The organism is Nocardiopsis moroccensis, assembly GCF_055763695.1.
The window spans coordinates 1,012,726-1,030,591 of record NZ_CP199747.1 but is presented as its reverse complement, the minus strand read 5'-3'; the positions used below and the strand labels follow the sequence as shown (position 1 = coordinate 1,030,591).

The following is a 17,866-nucleotide window of genomic DNA, read 5'->3' as shown; positions in this document are numbered from 1 at the left end:
CCGACAGTGCGACCTTAAACGCCCGGTCTGTCCCGACCAGGCAGGACACACCAGGAAGGCCCGGAAGGAACCACCGGTCCCCGGCGGGGCGCGGTGCCCCTGCCCCGGCCGCCGGGGTCGCGGGGGTCGCCGGGGTCGCCGGGGTCGCCGGGGTCGCCGATGGAATGGGAGTCGGGAGGGGCGGGCGCCGGGCACGGCGGGGTCAGGCCCTGCCGGGGCGCCCGGGTTCGACGTGGGCCGCGAGGTTGGCCAGCGAGGAGGCGAGCCCCGCGGCGTGGTCACCGGGGCTGATGCCCGGGGGCACCCCGGTCGCCTCGACGGTCACCCGGGTTCCTTCCGGGACCGGCGTGAGCCGCCAGGTCATCGTCATCGCCCCGGAGAAGTCGGGCTCCCCGGAGTCGAAGACGACACGCTGCACGACCCGCTCCTCGGGCACCAGTTCCAAGAACTCGACCTCGGTGACGTCGGTCGAGTCCGAGGTCTTGCCCTGCCCGGCACCCGCGTCGAGGTAGGTCAGGACCATGCGGAACCCGCCGCCGGGCCGCGGATCGAAGCGCTCGACCCGGCCGGTCATGCCCTCGGGGGGCAGCCAGGCCTCCAGACTGCCCTGTTCGGTCATCGCGCGGTAGAGCACCGCCGCCGGTACCGCCACGACCCGCTCACCCCGGTCGACGCGTTCCTGCCTCCGACCCATGCGAACCACCCGTCCTCTCGTCTGCCTGCACGAGGAGGGTAGACCGCTGCCGTGACGAACGGGGGCGGGGCGGCGGTCGGCGCTCTCCCACCGACCGCCGCCCCGATACACCGGCGGTCCCGTCCTGACCGCCTCGGCGCGGGTGGGCCGGTCCCGTCCTGACCGGCCCGCGCTCCCGGGTGGCAGGTCCCGGGCGTACCTGTCCACTGCTGTCCCCGGTGCCGCCACCGGTCCGCAGCGTTCCTCCACCCCCAGAAACCTAGTGCGCAAGGCTTTCAGATTTCTTCTGGTCGGAGACCCCGTGCCCGGACGGGCCGGAAAGGCACCGGATAGGCCCCTCCCCGCGTTCGGGCACCGCCGGGAGCTGCGGCCGTCCGACGCTCAGACCAGGCGCCCCTGCCGGGCGACGACCCTGCCCGCGCGGACGACCGCGTGGCGCTGCGGCACGTCCACCACGACCTGGGGCAGGCACTCGCCCTCCACCAGGAGGAAGTCCGCGGGTGTGCCCGGAGAGAGGTCGGCGACAGGCAGTCCGACCAGTTCGGCGCCGGTGTGCGCGGCCGTGAGGTAGGCCTCCGCCAGGTCCTCGTCCAGACGGGCGCGCAGGGCCCTGGCCAGCAGGTGGGCCCGGTGGAGCATGTCGGCGTCACCGAAGGGGCTCCAGGAGTCCCGGACACCGTCGGATCCCACCCCGACCCTGACCCCGTGGGCGCGCAACCGGGCGAGGGGCAGGACCCGAGCCGGGTCCGGGGCGACGGTGGTCAGCGCGATTCCGGCCTCGCCGAGGGCTGCGGCCAGGGCGTCGAACTCCCCACCCGCGCCGGCCACCCCGAAGGCGTGGCTGACCGTCACGTTGCCGCCCATGTCCAGGGCACGGGTGCGCTCGACGACCGACCACAGCGTCCGCGCACCCACGGGGCCGTCATCGTGCAGGTGGATGTCCACACCGACCCGGTGCCGGTCGGCGATACCGAAGACGAGGTCGAGTTGGCCCTCGGGGTCCCCGTCGAACCCCTCCGGGTCGATCCCTCCGACCAGGTCGGCCGCGCCGGTGCGGACGGCCTCCTCCAGCAGGGAGTCGGTCCCAGGTGAACGGCGGACACCGTGCTGGGGGAAGGCGACGGTCCGTACGTCCAGGGCGTGGGAGAGCCGGTCGGCGGCACGGCGGACGCCCTCCAGCCCCTCCAGCCCGAAGACGGGGGCGACGTCGGCGTGGGCGCGCATGGCCCGCGTGCCACGGGTGACGGCGTGGGCCATGAGCCGCTCGGCCCGGACCGCGACCGGGGTGGGCAGGGACCGGAAGAGTTCGGCGTCCTGTGCGCCCAGTTCGGCGATGCCCCGGGCGGGACGGCGGGAGTGCCAGGGCTCGCCCCAGGTGGTCTTGTCCGGGTGGATGTGCGCGTCGACCAGGGTGGGCAGGGCGATACGCCCCCCGCAGTCGACGGTGTGCTCCGTACCGTCGGAGACGGCGCCCCCGCGGGGCCCCGACCCGGCGACGAGGCCGTCGGACACCACGAGGTCGACGGCGGCACCGCCCATCGGGCGCAGGTCGCGGAAGATCGTCGTACGGGGCTGGTCGGTCATGGCCCGGCCTTTCAGGTCCGTGTTCGGGGACGGCCGCGGCCCTGGGGCGCGACACGCGGGGCATCGTACGCCCGACACCGCCGCGGACGGAGCCGGGTGGCCCTCCGGCGGAGGGCCACCCGGTGTGCGGTGCAGCGGGGGGCGGGCCGTGCTCAGCCGTACCCGGCCCCGGGTGTCAGCAGGTGTCGTCCCGACTGTTCTGCCAGGTGATGTCACGGACGACCGTGTTCACCCCGCACGGGTCCTCACGGAGCTCGGTGTCCACCAGCGTCAGGTTGGCGAAGGTGATGTCGCGGGAGTTGGGGAACTCCGAGCGGGCGGCGATCCGGATACCGCCCGGCCCGGCGACCGTACCGCTCTGCTCGGCGAGGGTGACGTTGTAGCAGTTCTCGACGAGTACGGCGTTGTTGCCGGTTCCGGAGATGTCCACGCGCTCGATCACGGCACCGCCGCTTTCGGACACGCAGAAGATCCCGCGGCCGCCGCCGCGCGCCCGGACCTCGCCGACCCGGATGTTGTCGGGGTACCCGTCTCCGACGCGGCCGTTGCGGTTGGCCATCCGGAACGCCGCGTACCCGGTGCCGGTCCCCGCGCCCTCGGCGTCGACCAGGCCGACGTCGGCGTTGACGGTGTCGTTGAGCAGCAGGCCCGAGTAGCCGGTGTCCCGCGCCGTGACGGTACCGATGGTCAGCCCGTCCACACCGTAGGTCTCCACGCCGTGGCTCCCGGTCCCGGAGACGAAGACGTCGTCGACGCGGATGTCCCTCGCCTGGCGGACCGAGTCGTCGTCGCGGCTGTCGATCCGCACGCCGAGGCCGCCGGACAGGCGCAGGTCGAGCTGTCCCAGGTGGACGTTCTGGGAGGTGCGCACGTACACCCCGAAGTACGGGTGGCCGGTCAGGGTCAGATGCGGAATCGACACGTCCTCCGCGTGGCGGATCCGGACCGGGGCGTGCCCCGCACCGGGTTCACCGGTCACGTCGATGGTGCCGCACACCTCCAGCGAGGTGTGGCTGGGCAGGTCGAGCGAGGCGTCGGCCGGAACCGTGCCCGTCCCCCGGACGACGACCCGCTCCTGGGACGTGCGACCCGGGGTGAGGCCGCCCACGGCCGCGCGCATCGCCTGGAGCATGTCGCCGCCCTCGTAGAGGACACCGTCCCCGGCGCGCGAGGTCCACGTGGAGCCGTCGAGGACGGCCTCGGCGTGGGCGTCGCCCGCACCGCAGTCGGCCGCCCCGTCCCCCTCGTCGACGCGGACCACGGACCAGACCTGGCTGTCGCCGCCGTGGTGGTCGAACTGGGACAGGCGTCCGCCGGGCTCCTCGCTCCAGTCCCACACCTCCAGCGCCTTACCGCTGTGCCGGTTGACCAGGGACACGCCTGCGGCGCTGTCGACGGGTTCCCACTGCTGGTGGTGTCCGCCGTTGGGCTCGTACTGGCGGATCTGCGCCCCGTCCTCGGTGGAGCGTTCCCACACGTCCACGGCCATGCCGCTGTGCACGTTGACGAGGCTGAAGAAGCCGTCCCCGCCCGGGACGAAGCGGAACCGCTGCCAGGGACGGTCGGTGCGCTCCCACTGGATGAGTTCCGCACCACTGTCGAGCGAGCCGCCGTTGACGTCGGCGACCAGACCGCTGTGCTGGTTGACCAGGACGTACTCGGCGTCCGGGGAAATGTCGGCGGCCGTGAACAGGGGTTCGCTACCGCTCTGCAGTTCCTGACCGCTCCGGTCACCGACCGGGTTGAGGACCAGGGCTGCCGCGGCGGCCAGGGTGGTCGCGGCTGCGGCCGCCGCGATCCACGGCGGGCGGCGCCGCCTGTTCGCCCTCCTCGAGGGGGTCTTTTCTGTCATGTCTGCTCCATGTCAGCGGGCTCCGGAACGGTGTCCGGAGGGGGGTGAGCGCACTGGGAGGCACGCTCGGAACACGTGGAGTGACAGAAACTAGCACGGAAAGCGCATTCCCGATATTCCTGCTGGAAAGCGACCGAAATCGGCCGGGTCGGCCCGCGACGCGTCGGGGACCGCGTCAGGGGCCGCGGCGGCCGCCGGGCCGACGAACCGAGGTAACGCCGAAAAGAACGGGTGGCCCCTCCCGTCCGGAGGGACCACCCGATGTCCGGAGGCCGGCCGCGTTCACCACGGCTCAGGTCAGTACCTGGGCGGCTCCTCCCCCTCGTCGTCCTCGAACTCGACCCGCTCCCTGCGGCGTTCGCCCTCGACGTGCTCCTCACGGGCGACGTCGCGCTTGCGCACGTGGATCTCCTCGACCGGGACCTCCTCCTTGGAGACGACCGGGCGCTCCTCGTAGAGGGTGAAGGTCTCCTCGCCCTCCTCCATGGTCCCGGTGTCCGAGACCTGGGAGGGGTCGGTGATCGGCCGACGCTCCACCTCCAGCTCGTCGTGGTGCAGCGGGACGGTCTCGTCGAAGCGCTCGGTGTCGACGTGCTTGCGCATCCGCGCGTGCCCGCCCTCACGCCGCTCGACGCCGATGTCCACCTGCTCCTCGTGGCGGATGACCGAGACGTCCTCGTCGTCCGGGGCGCCCGGCCGGCCCAGGCGCTCGTCACTGCGGCGTTCCGCGGGCGCGGCGAGCGGGTCGTCGGCGTCCCCGACGGCAGCCCCGGGCGTGGTTTCGGCCCGACCGGCGTCGGGCTCGTCACCCCTGCCCTCGCGCCGGTCCGCGAACTGGCCGTGGCCCTCGGGCATCGGCGTCCCCGCGGCGCCGCCGACCGGCCCGGTCCCGGTCTCCGTGCCGGTTCCGGCCGTCCCGGAGTCTCCCCTGGCCTGCCGGGGCACTCCCCCGTGCTGAGCGAAGTAGTCCCGGACGAGCGCCTCGTCCTCCGGAGAGACGTGGCGGTCGGCGTCGACGTTCGGTGCGTCCTTGACGGTCGCCTTGTCGTAGGGGACCTGGATGTCCTCCTCCACCGGGCGCGCGCCCTGGAGCGGGACGAGGGTCTCCTTCATGCCGAACAGGCCCGTGTGGACCGACACCCAGCTCGGTTCCCCCGTCCTGTCGTCGAGGAACACCTGGTTGATCTTCCCCACGTTGTTGCCCTCGGTGTCGAGCACACGGTGGCCGACGAGGTTCTCGGGTACGAGTTCACCTGTCACGGGACATCCCCTTCCTGAGCTCTCGGAGTCGGGGACGTTCCATTCCCCGATCACCCCCGGCCCCTACCCGGTCCCACCCCGCGTACGAGCGCCCCGACCGGTCCGTGGCCAAGGAAGTACCGGTCATGGAACCGCAGGTGGCGTAGAGCGTTTTCCCTTGGTGTCCGCACGCCCCGTCCCTGTCCTGAGTTGGCTCCGGGGGCCTCGCCGCACCCCCCTGACCGGCCCTGGAACGGAGACGGGCGGCCTCCCCGTGGAAAGGTGCCGCCAGCGGTCCTGTGTCAGTGCGCGACGGCGAGCGCCAGTGAGGCGGCGGCCAGCGCGAGGTAGGCGCCCGGGAACGCGAGGTTGTGGAGGACACGGGCCCGTATGTGGGCGATGACGGCACCCGTGTAGAAGGCCACGAGTCCCACCGCCGCGGCGATGCCGAGGGCGGGCGCCCCGAGCAGGCCCAGGAGGAGACCGGCCGCACCCGCGGCCTTCAGCGCGGCCAGGTACGGCAGCCACGTTCGCGGCACACCCACCTCGGCGGAGTTGGCGAGGACGAAGTCGGCCTTCGCCAGGTCGGCGACGGCGATGGCGGCGTTGGCCAGGATCGTGATGGCGGTGACGACGGCGTAGGCAAGGGACACGGGGAGCTCCGGTTTTCTCGTCGGGGGCGTTATGGGCGGCCCGCGCACTGAGGACCGCGTACGGTCACCGGTCAGGGGCCGAGGCGCAGGAGGGCGAGCCGACGCGGGTCAGCGATCACGTCGTAGTGGACGATGCGCCCGCCCTCGACGTGCAGGACCAGAGCGGCCCGGAGCTCCCGGGCGGATCGGACCACGATGCCCGGCCGGCCGTCGATCGTGGCCGCCCGGGCTCGCCGGGCGTCGGCCCTCAGCAGCCGGGTCTCCCGGATGACGGCCCGTGCGCCCACCAACCGCTGGGCCGAGCCGGGAGGTAGGACGTGCGGGTCGGCCGTTCTCGTCACGCCCGGGGCGAGGAGCCTGAGAAGAGCGTCGACGTCCCCTTGGCGGGCCGCCCTCAGGAAGGCGTCCGCCACCTGACGGGCACCGGCAGAACCGGAGCCCCCGCCGGGACCGGTCGGCGCCGTTCGGCGCACGCACCCCCGTGCCCGGCTGGCCAGCTTCCTGGCCGCTCCGGGGGTCGTGCCCAGGACGTACGCGACCTCCTCGAAGGGCACCCCGAACACGTCATGGAGGACGAGTGCGACGCGTTGTGACGGCGTCAGCTCGCCGAGGACGACCGTGAAGGCCTCGGTCAGTTCACCGGCCAGGAGCGCGACCTCCTCCGGGCCGCCATCGGCGTCCGCGGGCTCCAGGTCCAGCTCCTCCGGTTCCCGGGGACATTCCCGGGCCCGGCGCAGGAAGTCCAGGCACAACCGCGTCACGACGGTCGTCAACCAGGCCGGTACGTTGCGGATACCTGCGACGTCGGCGCGCGCGTACCTGAGCCAGGCCTCCTGTACCGCGTCCTGGGCGTCGGCGTCCGACCCCAGGATGCGGAACGCCACCGCGAGCAGGTGTGGTCGTTGGTGGTGGAAGACCGCTGTGCGGTCCGCGCTGCTGTCCATCGGGTGATCTCTCCGCGCGGCTTCAGGTGCTGTGGGTGTTCACTCACACGACGCACGGGCGACCCGAAAGGTGACGCCGCCGATGTTCACCGAGGGGCAGCCTGATGTTGCTTCGGTGTGGTTGACACCTGTGGCCCAGGTCCTCTGCTGCCCTTCTGTCCGCCCGGTCGGGTTCAGACCCCTTTTTCACGGTGATCTTGCTACCAGGGGCAACTTCGGCGCCGAAGTTGCCCCTGGTAGCAAGATCACCGTGGATTAGTGGGTTTCGGAAGCAGCGGACACCCTGCTGAACAGGTTTCGGGCACCGCGGGCTCGGGGCTGGCCCCTCAGCGGCCGATCGTGGCCCTCGGGTGCGTCCCGGGCCTGATGTAGCGCTCACTCACCCAAGAGCGGTGGAACGCCGCAGCCCCCGGCTGCAGCGTCCCCCGTTTCCGCTCACCTGGCCATTCAAGCTGCCAGCGCTCCGACTCCAGCAGGACCATTTCCCACCACTGCGCCAGGGAGCTGTACACCCAAAGTTCCCGCGACTGCCGGAAGACGTCGAAGACAGGCCTCTGGGACAGGGAGAAGGAGCTTTTCGCTCAGCAGCCCCTACCGACAAGGAAAAGTGGTGAAAGCAGGCGGCGCCCGCCCCGGGGAGTCCGGGACGGGCGCCGTCGTATTCGGTCCAGCGTTTCGGGATCAGACCTTGCGGTGCTGCGGCACCCAGGCGCCGTCCTCGACGGCGTAGTCGCCGAAGAGCGCGGGGGCCTCCTCCTTCAGCGCCTCGCCGATGAGGTTGAACAGGAGACGAATCTCCTCCTCCGCACCGGGAGCGGTGCGGGCCTCCAGGGTGTGGCGCAGGGTGCGCACGTTGGCGGTCCACACCAGGCCGGTGGCCACGCCCTCGGGGGCGAAGCGGCGCATGAAGGAGGTCTTGTGCTTCTTCTCCGCGAACTTCACGCCCTCGTCGTCGAGCCCGAAGTGCTCGGCCATCCAGAACTGGAACTCCTCCATCTGCTGGAGCATCGCGGTGGCGCGCTCCATCAGCTCCGGGTCCTCCTCGGCCCAGTCCGGGAACCAGAACGGCAGGTCGGTCAGGCGTACGAAGCGCAGCGACTCCTGCGAGACGGCCACGCCGGGCCGGTGCCGGATGAGCTCGTGGGTGAGCACCCGCGAGACGTTGTGCAGCACGAAGCTGAAGCTGATGTGCTCCAGCACCGAGCCGTGCAGGCTGGCCAGCAGGTTGCCCAGGTACTGGTCCTGGTCCTTGCGCACCCGGGTGACGTTGGGGTTCAGTCCCGGCTCCCAGGAGCGGTAGCACAGGCGCCCGGCGAACTCGGCGAGGTTCTGGGGGTCGTTGAGGTGGGCGTCGAGCTCCCCCCGGTCGAACCGCTCCAGCCACGCCTCGCCACCGACCTCCTTGAGGTAGTCGGTGATCGCGTCGTAGTCCACCTGCGGACGTGCAACCAGGCGGACCTGGGGCTCGACCTTCTTCACGGCACCTCTCCTAGCAACTCCCCGCCCCGGGGCACGCGTCAGGGCCATGACCAGGTTTTTCCAGGGCACGGGAGCGTGTGTGGGGCTGGGCCGATTGACCTCCCACGAGGGTACACGCCCCATCGGCACACGTTCACGGCATCCGGTCCGCCGCACGGCCCGCCGGTGCGGCGGGCCGTGCGGGGCTCCGGAGTCAGGTCAGGGTGAGGACGACCTTGCCTGCGGTGCGTCCGGTCTGGCTGTGCTCGTGTGCCTTGGCGGCCTCCTCCAACGGGAAGGTCCCGCTCACGACGGGGCGCAGTTTGCCCGCCTCCACCAGGGCGGTGATCTCGTCCCACTGGGTGTGGTCGGGCTCGACGCAGACGGTGGCGCCGCGGACGCCCGCCGCGGCGGCGGCCTCGACGATCACCTCCTCTTCGAGGGGGTTGGACACCCCGATGTACAACCCGTCCGGCCGCAGGACGCGCAGCGACCGCTGCAGGTAGTCACCGCCGATGCCGTCGAGCACCACGTCGACGTCACCGACCGTCTCGGTGAAGTCGACGGAGGTGTAGTCGACCAGTTCGTCGGCGCCGAGTTCACGCAGCATCTGGTGTTTGGCTGCGCTGGCTGTGCCGATGACATGGGCGCCCCTGGCCTTGGCGATCTGCACGGCCAGGTGGCCCACCCCGCCCGCGGCGGCGTGCACCAGGACGCGCTGGCCCTCCTGAACCCCGGCGGTGTCGACCAGCGCCTGCCACGCGGTGAGCGAGGCCAGCGGCAGGGCGGCGGCATGGGCATGGTCGATCCCCGCGGGTTTGCGGGAGAAGCGCCGGGCCGGAGCGGCCACGTAGTCGGCGTAGGCGTCGGGCGCGTCGGGGTAGTTCGGCATCCCGTAGACCTCGTCACCGACCGCGAACCGGCTCGACCCCTGCGAGACGGCCACGACCACCCCAGAGACGTCGAACCCCTGGGAGAAGGGGGGCGTGAGCCAGTACCCGTGCTGCCGGAGCTTCCAGTCGACCGGGTTGACCCCCGCGGCGTGCACGCGCACCAGGATCCGGGTGGCGCCCAGGTCGGGGACGGGCACCCGGTCGACCTCCAGGACCTCGGGGCCACCCAGTGTCCGCTGCTGAACGATTCTCATCTGCTCTGTCATGTCCCAGAGCCTTCCGGATAAGGTATCCGTTGTATAGAAGGCACTTTAAAGTATGGTAGGTACCCCGTGTATACCACTCCTGAACTGCAAGAACATGGCGGAGCAGATGCCTACTTGCGCAACTGTGTCTCCCGTGACGTTCTCGACCTGCTGGCCAGCAAGTGGGTGTGCCTGGTCATGGGCGCACTCCCGAACGGACCGATGCGCTTCGGGGTGCTGCGCCGCCGCCTCGACGGCATCACGCAGAAGATGCTCACCCGGACCCTGCGCGACCTGGAGCGCGCCGGCCTGGTGGACCGCCAGGTGTTCCCCACCACCCCGCCGCAGGTGGAGTACTCCCTGACCCCCCTGGGGCAGGACCTGGTCGTGCTCATGGAGGCCTTCCGGGTGTGGGCCGAGAAGCACGGGGAGGAGATCAGCGAAGCGCGTGAGCGCTACGACGCGCGTGCGGCCGAGCCCGTGCGCGCGCTGAACCCACGGTAGGACCCGCCCCCGGAGGCCGCCGTCGCTGTTTTCGATCCCACCGTTGGGCATGGAGCTTTCCACGAACTCCTGGTTCTTCCAGGCCGGGGAATCCGGCGCATTCCCACATTCAATCCCGGTTCGGCCCGCATTAGCCTCGTGTGGTACGCATCACCAACCTCTGTGAACGGCACGACTCCGACGTCTCCCCCTCGGGGGACCCGAACGAAGGGAACGCGCCTGGTGGCCATTACTTTGGAGCAGGCTCAGGGACTGATCGACGGGGCCGGGAAATACGCGGCCGCCAACGGCCTGAAGCCGCTGACCATCGCCGTCCTGGACCCGGGCGGTGTCCTCGTGGCCCTGGCCCGCCAGGACGGCTCGGGTCTGCTCCGACCTGACCTCGCCGTGGCCAAGGCCTGGGGCGTGCTCGGGCTCGGGATGAACAACCGGGCGATCGCCGCCCGTGCGGAATCCTCTCCGGAGTTCTTCGCCTCGCTCACCGCTCTGGCCCAGGGCCGAGTGCTCAGCGTCCCCGGCGGTGTTTTCGTCCGGGACGGGCAGGGCGCTCTACTGGGTGCCTGCGGGGCCACCGGAGACACCTCGGCCAACGACGAACTCGCCCTCCTGGCGGGCATCGAGTCCGTGGGGCTGCGCTCCGAGACCGGAGCCGAGGAGACCGTCTGACGGACGACGCCCCGGCGCCCGGGCGGGCGCTCAGCGCCGCACGCCCGGATGCCGGGGCCCCTGCCGCGGAGCCCCCGCCCGAGGAGGCGGGGGCGGCAGTCGGAATTCTTCCCTTACTCGCCCGGGACGGCCTAGAGGCCGTAGAAGTAGCCGGGGGCGACGAAGAGGCCGACGACGATGGCGATGATGCCCCACAGGAGCTGCCCGCGCAGCACACCGAGAACGCCGCCGACAATGAGAATGATTCCGAGGATCGTTAGCAAAATACCCATACGCAACCCCTGTCCGCTAACAGGTTGATCAAACTTAGTTAACGGCAAGGTTGCGGACGTGAATGCCTCCCCTGCAGGTGAAAGGCGGTCCACACGCGACAAATCTTTCACATGTGGATCATCAGTATCAGCCTCGGGCGAGCTCCAGGACCCGGGAGACGATGCCCTCCCCGACGCCGGCGGTGAGGATCGACTCGGGATGGAACTGCACCGCGTACCAACGCGCGACCGGATCCTCGATCGCCATCACCAGGGGCTCCTGGCCGGCTCCGTCCTCCAACACGGCGGTGACCTCGAAGTTCTTCACCAGGTCACGGGTGCTGTAGGTGGAGTGGTAGCGGGCCGCGGGGAAGACGCCGTCCTCACCCGTGCCCGACAGCAGCCGACCGCCCAGGACCCGGACCCGGCCGGGCTTGCCGTGCACCGGCTCGTCGAGGGTGCGCAGCTCTCCCCCCGCGTGCTCGACCATGCCCTGCAGCCCCAGGCACACCCCGAACACCGGCAGGCGGCGGGCGGCCAGGGCGTCCAGCAGGTCCGACATGGCGAAGTCGACCGGCAGGCCGGGGCCGGGCGAGAGCACCACCAGGTCGGGGGCGAGCCGGTCCAGCAGTTCGGGGTCGAACCCGTAGCGGACCGTGGTGACCTGCGCCCCGTGACGGCGCACGTAGTCGGCGAGGGTGTTGACGAAGGAGTCCTCGTGGTCGACCAGCAGGACCCGCATGCCCTCACCGGGAAGTCCGGCGGGCACCGGGGCGGCCTGGGCGACGGGTCCGTCGGCCTCCTGGTCTGCCCCGCCCGCCTCGGCACGCGCGGCCTCCTCGCCCAGGGCGAGGGTCTCCAGCAGGGCGCGGGCCTTGAGGAAGGTCTCCCTCTCCTCGGCTTCGGGGTCGGAGTCATAGAGCAGGGTCGCACCCACACGCACCGCGGCCACCCCGTCGCGGATGTGGGCGGTGCGCAGGGTCAGGCCGGTGTTCATGGAACCGTCGAAGTTGATCACCCCGACGGCACCGCCGTACCAGCGGCGGGGGCTGGTCTCGTGCTGTTCGATGAAACGCATCGCCCAGGTCTTGGGGGCTCCGGTGACGGTGACCGCCCACATGTGGGTGAGGAAGGCGTCCAGGGCGTCGAAGTCGCGGCGCAGGGTGCCCTCGATGTGGTCGACGGTGTGGATCAGGCGCGAGTACATCTCGATCTGCCTGCGGCCGATCACCTTGACGCTGCCGGGTTCGCACACGCGCGACTTGTCGTTGCGGTCCACGTCCGTGCACATGGTGAGCTCGGACTTCTCCTTCACCGAGGAGAGCAGTTCCTGGATGTTCTCCGCGTCCCCGAGCGCGTCCTCGCCGCGGCGGATGGTGCCGGAGATGGGGCAGGTCTCGACCCGCTGACCGGTACCGGGTTCGCCGCTGACCCGCACGAACATCTCCGGGGAGGCGCCGACGAGGTACTCGCCCTCCCCCAGGTTGAAGAAGAACTCGTAGGGTGCGGGGTTGCGTTCGCGCAGCAGCTCGTAGAAGCGGGCGGGTGAGGAGCAGCGCGCGTAGGTGCGGTGCCCGGGCACGACCTCGAACAGGTCGCCGCGGCGGAACTTCTTCTTGGCCTCGGCGACGATCCCGGCGTAGGAACCGGGCTGGGGGCCGGGCGGGACCTCGGCGTCGACCACCGGCGGCGTGGGTTCGCTCTGTCGGGGCAGGCCCTCGGTGGTGGCCTCGGGCCGGTCGCCGTCGGCGGGGACGGTGAACTCGTAGGTGTAGCGCACGCAGGTCTCGCGCTTGCGGTCGCGGACGACGATGGCGTCGGGCAGGTGCAGGACCATGTCCCGGTCGGCGGGGTCGCGGTCGATGTGCCGCTGGACCGGCTCGAACTGGAAGGCGAGGTCGTAGCCGAAGGCCCCGTAGAGGCCCAGGTTGGTGTCCTCGGGGCTGCGCAGGGCCGCGACGACCGAGCGCAGGGCGGTGAAGACGCTGGGGCGGCGGCTGCGCTCCTCCTCGGTGAAGAAGGCGTCCGGGTCGGGTTCGGGAACGGTGATCGCGACGTGGTCGGCGCCCTGCTCGCGGTCGGCGGCCCCGGGCACGTCATCGAGGGCTCCGGCGAGCACGGGGAGCAGGACCCGCCCGCGGGCGTTGAGCGCGGTGGCGGTGACCCTGCGGCCCCGGGTACTGACCTCCAGGCAGGGGTCGACGTACCCCAGGTGCCAGCGGTCGTAGCGGCCGGGATACTCCATCCCCGAGGAGAGCACACCGCCGCGCCGGTACTCGACCGAACTGACGAGGTCGGTGAGGACCTCGGGGTCGCAGGGGGTGGCGTTGCGGTGAACGGTCACGCCGCTCGGGGTGCGGTACGTGGTGGTCTGTGCGTCGCTGGGGTTCACGGCCGGTCCTTTTGGCGCTCTGCGGTCGGGGTGGTCGTCACCGGCCGGGGCCGCCAAACAGGAAACGACCGCCGGTCCGGGGCGGTCGCTGTTTTCGGGTACTACGAACCTGCGCCGCTCAGGAGCGGCGCCACCACTGGGCCTGGGCGGTCGTGTCGGTTCGCATGGGCCCGAGTGTAGCGGCTGCGGCGGGCCGGGGCCACCGCCGCACCGGTTCCGGTGCGGCTGCGACCCCGGTTCGGTCCCCGGTTCACCCCGACCAGCGGTAACGGCGTTCGGGCCGTCCGGCCGTGCCGTAGCGCAGCCGGACCTCGACGCGGCCGGAGTCGGCGAAGTACTCCAGGTAGCGGCGGGCGCTGACCCGGGAGATGCCGGTGGCGGCGGCGCACTCGGTCGCCGACAGGTCCTCGGTGCCCGCTTCCCCGCTCCGGGCGGCATGCTCGCGCAGCGCCCGCTCCACGAGCTCGGCGGTCGGGCTGGTCAGCCCCTTGGGCATCACCTTGGCGGGGCGGTTCACCGGCCGGGCCGCGCCGAAGGCCCGGTCGACGGCGTCCTGGTCGGCGGCGTCCCCGGCCGCCAGGTCACGGCGCAGCCGCGCGTAGTCGCGCAGCCGCTCGGTCAGGAGCGCGGGCTCGAAGGGTTTGATCAGGTACTGCACCGCCCCGCCGCGCAGCGCGTGCCGGACGGTCGCGCTGTCCCGGGCCGCCGTGATGACCAGCGCGTCCACCTCGGGCAGGTCCTCGCCGCCGGACGCGCGCAGTGCGCGCAGCACCTCGATCCCGTTCATGTCGGGCAGGTAGATGTCGAGCAGGACCAGGTCCGGGCGTGATCGCGCGACCATCTCCAGGGCCTCGGCTCCGGTCCCGGCCTCGCCGACGACGGTGAAGCCGGGCACCCGCTCCACCAAGCCCCGGTGGACCCGCGCCACCATGAAGTCGTCATCGACGATGAGCGTCCTGACCTGAGCAGCCGTGTCCTCGGATGTCGCATCCGGCGCGTTCGACGTGTGCCTGACGGTGTGCTGCGGTCGTGGGCTGCCAGGAGTGGTGGGCATCAGTTCTCCCCTTCGGGATCGGGCGGGGTCTCGTACAGGACGGCGGTGAACCGCGAACCGGCGACGGTCGCCGTTCCGCCGCGGCGCGCACAGACCAGGCCGACGATGGCCAGCCCCAGGCCGCGCTTGCGCCCGGCTTCGTCCTTGGTCGTGTAGCCGTGTTGGAAGACCTCGCCGGCGAGTTCGCTGGGCACACCGGGTCCGGAGTCGCTGACGCTCACGTGGACCGGGGCACTGCCACCGCCGACGACCCCGACCTCCACCCAGGGGCGTTCGGCGCCGCCGGCGGTCGGGGCGACGGCGTCCAGGGCGTTGTCGACCAGGTTGGCCACGACCGTGACCAGGTCGTCGGACAGCTCCTCCGAGACCGGCTCCAGCCGGGTCCGCGGACAGATCCGCAGCCGGGTGCGCTGCTCGTCGGCCAGGCTGGTCTTGGCGATGAGCAACGCGGCCAGCGAGGGGTCGTTGACCCGACCGGTGATGTCGGCGCTGAGCTGGGCCCGGGCGCCGCCGACCTGGCTGACGTACTTGGCGGCCTCACCGTACTCGCGCAGCTCCAGCAGCCCGGAGATGACGTGCAGTCGGTTGCTGAACTCGTGGGCCTGGGCGCGCAGGGTCTCGGTGGTGGTCTTGCTGGTGTCCAGTTCGTGCTGGAGTTCGACCAGGTCGGTGCGGTCGCGCATGGTGGTCACGGATCCTGCGGGGCTTCCGTCTGCGGCCAGGGGCATCCGGTTGAGGGCGACCAGCCGGTCGCCCAGGGCCACCACGGTGTCGCGGCCCCGGACCCGGCCCAGCAGGACGTCCTCCAGTTCACCGCCCACCCCCAGGTCGGCGAGGGTGGAGCCGACGCAGTCGGGGGGCAGGCCGAGCAGGCGGACGGCGGCGGCGTTGGCCAGGGTGACCCGGTGCTCGGCGTTCAGTCCCAGGACGCCCTCCTTGATGCCGTACAGCATGGCCTCCCGGTGTTCCACGAGCCGGGCGATCTGGTCGGGTTCCAGGCCCAGGGTCTGGCGTTTGACCCGGCGGGACAGCAGCAGGGACCCGGCCACGCCGAGCACGCTGGCGATACCCAGGTACACCAGGAGGTTGGGGGTGGCCAGGACGAGGAGTTCACCGGCGCCGGGGTAGTCCACGCCCGCGACGACGAGGCCGAGGATGGCACCGCCCTCGCCGATGACCGGGACGGCCGCGGCCACGGTGCGGTTGCCGTCGATCTCGGTGACCCCGGTCCAGGCGCGGCCCTGGAGCGCCAGGGCGATGCCGGGCTCCGCCCGGGACCCGCCGTCACCGGGGCCGGGGTCCAGGGTCAGGGCCCGCCCGTCGCTGTCGTGGACGATCAGGTGGTCGGTACTGGAGAGCACGCGCACGCTCTCGGCGGTCGGCGCCAGGACCTCCGGGTTCCCCTCGACCCGCAGCCCCGCGCGGACGATGTCACGTGCGGCGGTGCTCTCGGCGACCGAGAGCATCCGGCGGCTCTCGGTCTGGCGCAGGCGTGCGTCGGACTGGGCCAGGGACACGGCGGCGACCATGACCAGCACGATGACGACGATGCCGAGCTGCAGCGCGAGGAACTGCCCGGCCAGCGTCGTTCTCGGCGCTCCGAACCTCATCGGCCGGCCCCTGCCGGGGCCCGTGTGAACACAACGACCACAACATTCCTTACGACCATTGCCCGCACAAAAAACACAACACTTCTCACCCGTGTTTCCCTCTGCTTGCCTGTGCGTTGCCTCACACGACAACCGGAACATACCCGGCCAGATCCCCTACGGAGAAATCATGCTCCGCATGACGAAGACGCACGTCAGTCCCGGTGCCCCCGGTTCGGCCCCCACTCGCCGCGCCCCGGGGTTGCGCGCGGCGGCCGTCGGCGCCGCCCTCCCGCTGGTGCTCGCCGCCTGCGGCACCGACAGCGGCACCGCCGAGGACGGCACCTGGGCACCGACCGAGGCCATCGAGATCACCGCCCCGGCGGCCACCGGCGGCGGCTGGGACACCCTCGCCCGCACCGGTTCCCGTCTGCTGGAGGAGGAGGGCCTGGTGGAGGAGTCCGTCCAGGTGGTCAACAAGCCGGGTGCGGGCGGCGCCATCGGCTGGGCCTACGTCGCCGGGCACAGCGGCGACCCGCACAAGCTGTTCGTGACCAGCCCGCCCATCCTGCTGGTGCCGATGGCCGGGAACTCCGACCACGACCACGAGGACTTCACCCCGATCGCCCGTCTGGCGACCGACTACATGGTCTACCTCGTGCCCGCGGACTCCGACGTCGAGACCTTCGACGAGCTGGCGGCCCAGGCCGAGTCCGGTGAGTTCAGCGTCGGCGGCGGCTCGGGCCCCGGCAGCATGGACCACGTCGCCCTGGCGGGCGCGCTGACAGCGGCCGGGACGGACCCGGCCTCGGCCAACTACATCCCCTTCGACGGCGGCGGCGAGGCCATGACCTCGCTGTTGGGCGGGCACGTGGACGCGGCCGTCGTGGGCACGGGCGAGGCCCTGGGCATGTTGGAGTCCGGGGACATGCGCGCGGTGGGGATCTCCTCCCCCGAGCGCGTGGAGGCCGTGTCCGACGTGCCGACCCTGGTCGAACAGGACGTCGACTTCACCTTCGACATCTGGCGCGGCGTCATGGCCCCGGGTGACCTGGACGAGGCCCAGGTCGCCTACTACGAGGAGCTGTTCGCCGAACTGATGGACACCCAGGCATGGCAGGAGGAGTCCGCCCGCCTGGGCTGGACCGACGCCTACCAGGACAGCGAGGAGTTCGGCGCTTTCCTGGACGACACCCGCGACGAGTACGCCGAGATCCTGACCGAGGTCGGTCTCCAGTGAGCGACAGGACCACAACACCGGACGGAGCGGCGGCGGAGACCGTCCGGGGCCGCCTTCGGAGGTTCTGGGCGCCGAGCACGGGGGTGACGCCGGAGCGGGCGTTCCGGCTCTCACCCCGCACGATGGGCACCGCGATCGGACTGTTCGCGATCGGCTACCTGGTGCTGGCCTTCCAGATGCCCGACTACACGGCGGTGAGCGTCCCCGTCCAGCCGTCCACCCTCCCGCGCTGGCTGGGAGTGGTGCTGCTGGTGCTGGCGGTGCTGCTGTTCTTCCAGCGCGCCCCGGTGGACGACGAGGCGACTACGGAAGGTAAGTCCGCGGACACCGACCCCGCGCAGGACGCCGCCCGGCTGGGCAGGCTCGCCGACCCCCGCATGGAGATCGGCCTGTTCGTCGGCGCACTCGTCGTCTACATCGCCCTGTTCGAGCCCCTCGGATTCGTCCTGGCCACCGCCCTGTACCTCGGGTCGATGACCTGGTACCTCGGCTACCGCCGGCACCTGGTCACCGCCACGGTCGCCCTCGGCCTGCCCTTCGCGCTCTACGCGGCCATGACCTGGGGCCTGGGCGTGGCGCTGCCGAGCGGCCCGCTCCCCTTCTGAACC

General features: G+C 71.6%; 16 protein-coding genes. 4 read left to right on the top strand and 12 right to left on the bottom strand.

Annotated features, from left to right (window positions below; translation table 11 throughout):
* Positions 1–202: 202 nt before the first annotated feature.
* From ACUKCB_RS04255 to ACUKCB_RS04220, 8 genes are all read right to left on the bottom strand, one after another.
* Positions 203–694: an SRPBCC family protein gene (locus tag ACUKCB_RS04255; protein WP_473039148.1), complete on the bottom strand. Its 492-nt coding sequence runs from the start codon at positions 692–694 to the stop codon at positions 203–205.
* Between the two features lie 381 nt (positions 695–1,075).
* Positions 1,076–2,278: an amidohydrolase gene (locus ACUKCB_RS04250; RefSeq protein WP_473039147.1), complete on the bottom strand. Its 1,203-nt coding sequence runs from the start codon at positions 2,276–2,278 to the stop codon at positions 1,076–1,078.
* Between the two features lie 175 nt (positions 2,279–2,453).
* Positions 2,454–4,130, bottom strand: a complete 1,677-nt coding sequence (locus ACUKCB_RS04245) for an RICIN domain-containing protein (protein ID WP_473039146.1) — start codon at positions 4,128–4,130, stop codon at positions 2,454–2,456.
* A 297-nt stretch (positions 4,131–4,427) separates the two neighbouring features.
* Positions 4,428–5,390, bottom strand: coding sequence for a PRC and DUF2382 domain-containing protein (locus tag ACUKCB_RS04240; protein ID WP_473039145.1), 963 nt, complete (start codon positions 5,388–5,390; stop codon positions 4,428–4,430).
* A 281-nt stretch (positions 5,391–5,671) separates the two neighbouring features.
* Positions 5,672–6,022: a DoxX family protein gene (locus ACUKCB_RS04235; protein ID WP_473039144.1), complete on the bottom strand. Its 351-nt coding sequence runs from the start codon at positions 6,020–6,022 to the stop codon at positions 5,672–5,674.
* A 71-nt stretch (positions 6,023–6,093) separates the two neighbouring features.
* On the bottom strand, positions 6,094–6,966 hold the full coding sequence (locus ACUKCB_RS04230) for a sigma-70 family RNA polymerase sigma factor (protein WP_473039143.1): 873 nt from the start codon (positions 6,964–6,966) through the stop codon (positions 6,094–6,096).
* 681 nt (positions 6,967–7,647) lie between these two features.
* Positions 7,648–8,445, bottom strand: coding sequence for an FAD-dependent thymidylate synthase (thyX, locus tag ACUKCB_RS04225; RefSeq protein WP_473039142.1), 798 nt, complete (start codon positions 8,443–8,445; stop codon positions 7,648–7,650).
* A gap of 193 nt (positions 8,446–8,638) precedes the next feature.
* Complete coding sequence (locus ACUKCB_RS04220) at positions 8,639–9,583, bottom strand: NADP-dependent oxidoreductase (RefSeq protein ID WP_473039141.1); 945 nt, start codon at positions 9,581–9,583, stop codon at positions 8,639–8,641.
* Positions 9,584–9,697: 114 nt separating this feature from the next.
* On the opposite strand from ACUKCB_RS04220, the gene ACUKCB_RS04215 reads away from it, so the two are divergent.
* Both ACUKCB_RS04215 and ACUKCB_RS04210 read left to right on the top strand, forming a co-directional pair.
* Positions 9,698–10,066 (top strand): winged helix-turn-helix transcriptional regulator, encoded by a 369-nt coding sequence (locus ACUKCB_RS04215; protein WP_473039140.1) that lies wholly within the window; start codon positions 9,698–9,700, stop codon positions 10,064–10,066.
* 222 nt (positions 10,067–10,288) lie between these two features.
* Positions 10,289–10,732 (top strand): GlcG/HbpS family heme-binding protein, encoded by a 444-nt coding sequence (locus ACUKCB_RS04210; protein ID WP_473039139.1) that lies wholly within the window; start codon positions 10,289–10,291, stop codon positions 10,730–10,732.
* A 131-nt stretch (positions 10,733–10,863) separates the two neighbouring features.
* On the opposite strand, the gene ACUKCB_RS04205 is transcribed toward ACUKCB_RS04210, so the two are convergent.
* The 4 genes from ACUKCB_RS04205 to ACUKCB_RS04190 form a co-directional block, all read right to left on the bottom strand.
* The gene (locus ACUKCB_RS04205; RefSeq protein ID WP_191271788.1) at positions 10,864–11,004 is read right to left on the bottom strand and encodes a GPGG-motif small membrane protein; all 141 of its coding nucleotides are present in this window, start codon (positions 11,002–11,004) and stop codon (positions 10,864–10,866) included.
* Between the two features lie 127 nt (positions 11,005–11,131).
* Positions 11,132–13,375 carry an anthranilate synthase component I gene (locus ACUKCB_RS04200; RefSeq protein ID WP_473039138.1) on the bottom strand — a complete coding sequence of 748 codons (2,244 nt, stop codon included), beginning with the start codon at positions 13,373–13,375 and terminating at the stop codon, positions 11,132–11,134.
* 250 nt (positions 13,376–13,625) lie between these two features.
* The gene (locus ACUKCB_RS04195; RefSeq protein WP_473039137.1) at positions 13,626–14,429 is read right to left on the bottom strand and encodes a response regulator; all 804 of its coding nucleotides are present in this window, start codon (positions 14,427–14,429) and stop codon (positions 13,626–13,628) included.
* Entirely contained in the window at positions 14,429–16,039 is a 1,611-nt protein-coding gene (locus tag ACUKCB_RS04190; RefSeq protein ID WP_473039136.1) for a sensor histidine kinase, read from the bottom strand. The genes ACUKCB_RS04195 and ACUKCB_RS04190 overlap by 1 nt, the downstream gene beginning before the upstream one ends.
* 178 nt (positions 16,040–16,217) lie before the next feature.
* Here ACUKCB_RS04190 and ACUKCB_RS04185 point away from each other — a divergent pair, with 178 nt between their 5' ends.
* Together ACUKCB_RS04185 and ACUKCB_RS04180 are read left to right on the top strand one after the other, a co-directional pair.
* Entirely contained in the window at positions 16,218–17,258 is a 1,041-nt protein-coding gene (locus ACUKCB_RS04185) for a tripartite tricarboxylate transporter substrate binding protein (protein WP_473039134.1), read from the top strand.
* Positions 17,255–17,863: a tripartite tricarboxylate transporter TctB family protein gene (locus ACUKCB_RS04180; protein ID WP_473039133.1), complete on the top strand. Its 609-nt coding sequence runs from the start codon at positions 17,255–17,257 to the stop codon at positions 17,861–17,863. Before ACUKCB_RS04185 ends, ACUKCB_RS04180 begins: the two co-directional genes overlap by 4 nt.
* The last annotated feature ends 3 nt before the right edge of the window (positions 17,864–17,866 follow it).